The following is a 7,314-nucleotide window of genomic DNA, read 5'->3' as shown; positions in this document are numbered from 1 at the left end:
TTTCTCGCATTAGGATTCCCAATCGAGTTGGGAATGACGAAGAGACAGCGCCAGTGCTTGGATGATGTAAACGTTCATTTGCCGTCATTCCCGTGTATACGGGAATCTTAAAGGACTTGATCATAAAAAACTATGTGGTTTATGAAAGGTTTCTTGTATTAGGATTCCCAATCGAGTTGGGAATGACGAAGAGACAGCGCTAGTGCTTGGATGATGTAAACGTTCATTTGCCGTCATTCCCGTGTATACGGGAATCTTAAAGGACATGATCATAAAAAACTATGAGGTTTATGAAAGGTTTCTCGCATTAGGATTCCCAATCGAGTTGGGAATGACGAAGAGACAGCGCTAGTGCTTGCTTGGTAAATTACGGAAGTCCGCTGACTTTAGCCCCGACAGTAATGGAAAGCCCGTAAGGGAGCGAAGCGAGTGCGGACTTGAAATGAATGGCGGGAGTATCGTGATTTAAGTGTATTGGTTTTGCGCTTCTAAAAACTACTTCAGTCTGGATTGGAAGCTCAAACCTCGTAGGTTTTAAAAACCTACGAGGTTAAGATTTATGATGTTTTCAAAACTTCGTCAGTCTCAAAAGCCTAACTATTCTTTCTCGGCTTTCATATCCTTGTCATAATCATCAAGTATTTTGTTGATCATTGGGCGATAGAACTCCCAAAAGAAACTGACCCTTTCGGCGGCAATATCGTCGTTGTAAAATAGCTTACGGAACAAACTGATGCCTTTGAAATAAGAACCTCCTTGCGAAATAGGATTGTCTGCAAAGTCACCGCAGAAATAGTAGAATTTGTAGTCGTTTCGGTAGTGCTCTATAATGGCTGGAAACTGAGAAGGGATGTTGTTGTCAGCCAATATCTTCGATCCCGCATCGTTTACCCTTAGATCATAAAAAGAGATGATTTTATTTGAACGTGAGGTTTGTATGATGTCAAACCAGAAAGGATATTTCATCTCTTTTGGAATGTTATACCTGTCACGTCCCTCTTTTCTAGTCAAGATGTAAGGTACCTCGCCATTTAAGTGGTTCACATATTCCAATACTACAATTTTATCGCTTTTACTTACAAAAGCAATTCCAGATCTTTTAAAAGGCCACTTGCCATTGTTTTGTGCTTTGTAGTTTTCTACTAGCCATCTAGGTAATTCTTTATTGCGTACGGTATCAAAAGAATCGAAGTATTTGCCTACCCAACCAGTCCACTTGATTTTGAAAGTCTGCTCAAAATCGCGGGCTACAGTGTTTGAGGTAGGTGTGGCAAAGGTATTAAACTCGGTAATGATGAGCTTTTTCTTTTGCTTCATTTTCTTTAGGAATGCCATATCCTGTGGGGATAAGCCTCCATAGAGCAAACGTTGCCTTTCGGTAATGTTTTTAGCTAGGTACCATTCTTTGGAGTAAATACCATACGTATCGGTAATATAGGCCATATCCGAGTGGCGGCTTAGTTTTTCTAAATCTTCGTCGGTTGCTCTTTCCAATCCTTTTAGGTCATACTTTTTGTTCTTATTAGGAAAGAAACCAAAGTAATCTCGGCCTACTTTGTATAAATCTTTAGAGGTTTTAGAGTACTTGTTGTTACGTAGTACCCAAGTAAGCGAGGCGTGCTCCTGTCCAGTTTTAAATAGTACCGTTTTATCTACAATGGCAATTACCAGTTTGGTTTTGGGCCAAAAAAACCAAACTACAAACATCCATAAGGGCAAGGCAATGACTAAGTAAAATAATATGGTACTGATGATCCCACGTTTCATCCTAAAATCTCTTTATTAATGAAAGGCCAAGACCAATTTGATTGCCCCATTCATCGGTACGGTACTCCTCACGGAACCATAAACCTGTAGCAGCTAAGGTAAAGTTGCTAAATAAGTCTCTTGAGTAATTGACACCAAATTTGTAGGTATTTAAGTTGCCTGTGCCCATAATATTCCTGGCCCTGTCGTCTGGAGAGACCCCTGCACCAATTTGGAAACCGATAAAGTTATAGCGATCAGAATAATAATAACGTGTAGTAAAGGTATAGGAGTGGGAGAAGACATCTACGTCTGGTGACAAATATGTTTTTAAGTTGAAATAAAAATTACCTGTGTATTTACCTAAAGCTAGTACATAAATGTAGGTTTTGGTTGGGTTAAAATCTAAATATCTAAAACCCGTCTCTGCATCAAAGCTTTTAGGAAGCGTGTAATAAAGCGATACACCTGCCCTAAACCTAGGGAAAATGTCCGCTTGCGAATAAGCAGCGCCTACATAAGCATAAATTCCTTTTGTAATGGAAGGATATGCCTCTATTTCGCCTTGCAGACCATCGCTGCGGAAACGGTTGCTGTACATGAGTCTCCCTGTTACTGAGCCAAGGGAAGTATTGCGGGTATAATCTATAGAAGCGTAATGCCAAGGGTCATCAAAACGCCTGTCGAAATACACATACTCGTAGCTTAAATCAATTAAGTTTTTGGTATTTGTGCTCCTTAACATTTGGTAATAGCTCTTTACTGTATCCTGCCCAGGGTTTTGTTTGTTATAATCACGCAATATGGCCATGGCCTGTCTCGTATCTTTTAAGGCGTTTAGCGCTTTTGCTTTTTTAAGTAATAGTTCTGTAGACTTAGGATCGTATAATAAGCCTTGGTTGGCATGGTCTAATGCCCTCGTGTAGTTTTCGTTCCAATATTCTAAATCGAATATAGCCGAATAGGCTTCGAGGTTTTGAGGCTCTTTAGCTAATACCTGATTAAATTGATATCGGGCGCTGTCCAATTTATCGCTCCAAGTGTAAACTCTTCCTAGAAACAAACGGATGTCTGCGTAGTCAGGGCTTTTTTGTAGTGCCGTTTTAAGCAAGCCAATAATCTGTGGATAGTTTTGTTTGTCCTTGGGGATATTTCTAGCTTGGGTAAACAGTTCGTCGGAAGTAAGGTTATTGGTGTCTTGAGCAAATAGCAAACCTGTAAACAGTATTTGCAGGCTCAGTACCATCGATAAAAATCTAAAAAGGTTTTTTGTCATGACATTGGTCGTTTCAATTAGCATACCAATAGGCGAAAATTAAGTTCTTATCGAGAGATTATAGCTCTAAATGCCCTAGGGTGTATTCTACAAAGCTCTAAATTACTAAGTGTGGCGCTACTTACAAAGCAATGCGTAAAACTTTAGGAAAAAAAATCTACAGTTTGGGGGATTATGACCTATTTATCATAGCTAAAAAAGGGGTAAGCCCAGTAGTTTTTATGACCTGTTAGGTTACTTGTAAGGAATAAAAAAGCACTATTTAGCAATCAGGTTTTGGTAAAGGATATTAAAACTTTCTTTAATGATGGCTTTATAACCATCTGTTTCTTTTGCACTGGTACCATTGGTAATTACTACAATTCCAAATTTTTCTTTTGGATCAAAAAACATGGCGCTATATAAACCATAAGCGGAGCCGGTATGTCCTACTAATGTTTTGCCCGAAATCAATTTGTTGGTAGTAAGCAATGCTAGGCCATAGTTTTCTGGACTGCTGAGGGGTGTTTGCATTTGTTTAGCGCTCTTTTTAGCGATAATTCTGACACCATTGGCTTTGCCATAGTTCATGTGCATGGTCATGTAGGTGGCTAAATCTGTGGCTGATATTTTCATGCCACCTGTAGGTGACAAGATAGGGGTGCTGTAACCTAATTGGTAAGTGCTCAGCTCTTCCCTACGTGGTGCGTAAGCGGCTGGCGATGGTTTAAAGGCTTTGTTTTCATATTCGTATAGCGTAGCAAAGCGCTTGGCATCCAAGGAATCGATACAGTAACCACCGTAAACATTTAATGGGGCAAGGATGTGCTGTTTTACATAACTATCGTAACGTTGCCCAGTGATACGTTCAATAACCGCACCTGCCATGTTAAAGTTTAGGTTACAATAGAGATAGCTTATGCCTGGTTGCTTATCGGTATAGCATTTTTCCCAATTGGGATTTTTGCTGGGGTTAATCACATCTAAATTGAAATAACCTTGGCTGTCGTTAATGCTTGATGTATGCGATAGCACCATTCTTAGGGTGATTACCGTTTCTGGAAACTTAGGATTACGGATTTTGAAGCCTACTAAATTGCCAAAGTCATCGTCTAAGGATAGTTTTTTAGCTTCTGCCAATTGCATCATGGAGGTTGCCGCAAAGGATTTGGAAATGGAAGCGATTCTAAAGATGTCTGAATTGCTTAAAGGAGTGCTGTCTTCTACGTTCTTTTTACCAAAAGCATGCTGGTACACCAACTGGTTGTTCTTAATTACGGCAACTGCTAAGCCAATGGTCTCTGTTTTGGTCAGACTTTCGCCTATTTCACGCTCTATTTTTTCAAATTGTGCATGGCTAGAGAGGTAAAGGAACAGGATAATTGCGGAAAGTGCAAGCTTCTTCATGATTGCAATGAGGTTTGGGTTTGTTGTATCCTAAGTTAATACTATTTTAGGAATGATTTAAGTGTTCGAAAAATGCATACACGAGAAGGGAGATCATGTTAAAATATTTTATGACATCACAAGAGGATAAAAATTCAGTGTCGTTTCCTAAAATAGGTAGCGTTTATGCTTCAATTCTTCTAATGATTGCAGGTATGCGATTATTGTTTGGTAAGACAATTGGACTTGGTTTACAAGAAATAAGACATGAATATTTAATAACGATTGATAGATACCTGCCATATTACATTATTCTACATGTGTTGCTGCTAAGTATAGTTCTTAGAATTTTCAAAGAGCGCATATTTACTGGTATTTTGCTTGTTTTAATGTTATTGCATGGCTTATTACTATTCTTTTATATCTTCTTGATATTTTTTAAATGATAGTAATCTAATTATAAAAATATAAATATGATATAGTCTTGCACACGCCACAAGCGTGCGCCAGCGAATGGGTTTAAATAAATTGTATGGATTTCATTATAGAAAGTCTAAAAAAGCAAGAACCTTCCTTTGAAGAGCTTATAGCTTGTCTTGAAAAAATTAAATCAAACGGAGAGGTTGCTGTTATAAAATTTGATGGACAAAGAAAAGATAGTTCGTATACTGTATTTGTATCTTTTCCAGACAATAAAAGAGAAATGATACGTGCTGATGAAAATGATTTGAAAAAAGCTTTAGTTAATGTGCTACTCAGATATGTAGAAGAATATAGAACTTAAAATCTAATAGCTGATTAATTTTTGAACTTAAAATAAGTGGAGTTATATAGAGAATACAAAGACGGATTGTTTTTTTTGACCTTTGATTCATTTAATCTTTATCATTCAGTAGATGATAGGATAGCTTTTAAACAGATGTTGAATAGGTTTTTAAAAGAAACAGATGAAATATTATGCTATTTCAGAAGAGAAGAAGATCTAACTGATGACGAAGAGCTTTTGCAGTTAAAGCAAAGCATCTTTACAAGATTTACCTTAAAAGGAAATGAATTTAAATATTTGTATCAAATTGATGAACGGCGTTTTGATGCCATTGGGAAATTTAAATTAGAATATGACTTTGCCAATGCTATCATAGAAATGTGGAAATACTTTTATAGCTTCAGCTTTTTTGCTCCGATTAATAATTTAACTTTCGAAGAGTATGAAGAGTATCTCGAAGTAAATGGTTTTGAAGATATTGATGGTAAGAATCATGTCTATCACCAATTAGCAAATTTTATTTGTATAAAAGGACTAGGCGGAGATTACTTGACCATTACATCAATTCAGGATGTAAATATTTAAATCTAAATTAAACTTCTTGCTGGTGCATGTATACTGCCTGCATATGAATTAAACTTCCTTCAACTAGCAATTACTCTAATACTATCTACATCAAATAAGAACAGACAGTTGCTAACCGTCTGTTTATAAGCTATTGCTATTCCGAAGATAACTCACCCTCATCGGTATTGTTGGCACTACTGCGTCTGTTTAATAATGTCATATAGTTGCTAATGTTTTGATTAATCTTAGCAATGGTACCGGCCCAAGGCTCTGCACCTTCATTAATCATCATAAAAGCATTAATCATGTCTCTTAATTTATAATAAGCCTCATTTCCTTCTAAGCGTAGTGTTTTCAGGTTTTTTGTAGGTGCAGTGACAAGTTCGTCATTTCTGGTGCTGAGGGCTTGGCTAAAAGCGTTGTTGGCCGCATCTATTTCTGTTTGCCATGGCGTAAGCTGTAGCACAGTAATGGCTTCTGTTAGCTCAGGTTTAGTCATCCAATCATTAATGATATTGCGCAGGATGGTGGTCTTACTTTGGTAGTTTGTCCTCGCGATGCCTTTACCAAACAAGCTAAGATGTGCTTCCAACAGTTTGGCATGGCGATTCAGTATAGGATCATTGCTATAAGTAAGCGAATGTATCTGTAAACGTACCCCATGAATGGCTTTAAATCTGCGTGCATCAAGTGTCTCAATTTCCTTAGTGACAGGACTAGATTGTCTTATCTTGAAGATTTGCTCCATACTATTTAGCTTACTTTGTAAACTATCGTACTGCGCCTTCACCATTAGTGCATCAGGATTGTTATTGAGCACAATATGAAGTGTATCGGTGATGAATTGAATATATTCACCATTCTTTAGGGGTTGTAATTTGATGTTGTTGATCATAGTTTAATCATTATCGAGATGTAATAGATTTTTATTTTTTAGCAGGAATGGCCTCCTTTTGAAAATTAGGGTAATCATCTTAAGGATAACACCTTCCTGTTGGTTGCATGAGCTCGTCATGCTAAGGATGACACCTTGCTGTTGGCTGCATGGGCTCGTCATGCTAAGGATAATATCTTGCTGTTGGCTACATTGACTCATCATGCTAAGGATGACACCTTCCTGTTGGCTACATGAACTCATCATGCTAAGGATAATATCTTCCTGTTGACTACATGGGCTCGTTATGCTAAGGATAATAACTTCCTGTTGGCTACATGGACTCATCATGCTAAGGATATCACCTTTATGTTGATTACACGGACATGTCATCCTAAGGATAACGCCTTCATGTTGATTGTTTTCTTTCTCCATAGGTAAAAGGTTAAGGATAAACAGTTAAAATGTAAGGTGATGATCTTGTTAAAGTGCTTAATATGGAGGAAAGCAATGGATCATTGAAGGAACTAATGCCAAAGTATGTGGCGAGTATAGGTATGTTTTCATGGTGGAGGTATTTAATTTTAATAACTAATTTATAAATCAAATACATTATTTGCAATGTTTTAGGTGAGGGATTTTTGCTTTACAACTATACTTTGTAACCGATAACAAGTAGACCGTTGATTTGCCTTGCGATTGAAAATCCTCCAAAAAAAA

6 protein-coding genes are annotated in these 7,314 nt (G+C 37.4%); 2 read left to right on the top strand and 4 right to left on the bottom strand.

All coding sequences use genetic code 11. From position 1 onward, the window contains the following. Positions 1 to 597 precede the first annotated feature (597 nt). The 3 genes from DUT70_RS20630 to DUT70_RS20620 all read right to left on the bottom strand — a co-directional run bounded on the left by DUT70_RS20630 (position 598) and on the right by DUT70_RS20620 (position 4,408). Complete coding sequence (locus DUT70_RS20630) at positions 598 to 1,767, bottom strand: hypothetical protein (protein ID WP_113649264.1); 1,170 nt, start codon at positions 1,765 to 1,767, stop codon at positions 598 to 600. Between the two features lies 1 nt (position 1,768). Then, the gene (locus tag DUT70_RS20625) at positions 1,769 to 3,022 is read right to left on the bottom strand and encodes a YaiO family outer membrane beta-barrel protein (RefSeq protein WP_162926687.1); all 1,254 of its coding nucleotides are present in this window, start codon (positions 3,020 to 3,022) and stop codon (positions 1,769 to 1,771) included. Positions 3,023 to 3,280: 258 nt separating this feature from the next. Beyond that, complete coding sequence (locus tag DUT70_RS20620) at positions 3,281 to 4,408, bottom strand: serine hydrolase domain-containing protein (RefSeq protein ID WP_113649262.1); 1,128 nt, start codon at positions 4,406 to 4,408, stop codon at positions 3,281 to 3,283. Positions 4,409 to 4,919: 511 nt separating this feature from the next. On the opposite strand from DUT70_RS20620, the gene DUT70_RS20610 reads away from it, so the two are divergent. Next, positions 4,920 to 5,171 (top strand): hypothetical protein, encoded by a 252-nt coding sequence (locus DUT70_RS20610; RefSeq protein ID WP_113649260.1) that lies wholly within the window; start codon positions 4,920 to 4,922, stop codon positions 5,169 to 5,171. 36 nt (positions 5,172 to 5,207) lie between these two features. Then, complete coding sequence (locus tag DUT70_RS20605; RefSeq protein ID WP_113649259.1) at positions 5,208 to 5,738, top strand: hypothetical protein; 531 nt, start codon at positions 5,208 to 5,210, stop codon at positions 5,736 to 5,738. Between the two features lie 136 nt (positions 5,739 to 5,874). Here the strand turns inward: DUT70_RS20605 and DUT70_RS20600 are convergent, their stop codons facing one another. Then, on the bottom strand, positions 5,875 to 6,615 hold the full coding sequence (locus tag DUT70_RS20600) for a DUF6261 family protein (RefSeq protein ID WP_113649258.1): 741 nt from the start codon (positions 6,613 to 6,615) through the stop codon (positions 5,875 to 5,877). Positions 6,616 to 7,314: the final 699 nt, after the last annotated feature.

The organism is Pedobacter chitinilyticus, from assembly GCF_003313385.1.
Lineage (GTDB): Bacteria > Bacteroidota > Bacteroidia > Sphingobacteriales > Sphingobacteriaceae > Pedobacter > Pedobacter chitinilyticus.
Note: the sequence above shows the minus strand (reverse complement) of the source record. Positions and strands in the feature narration are given on the sequence as shown.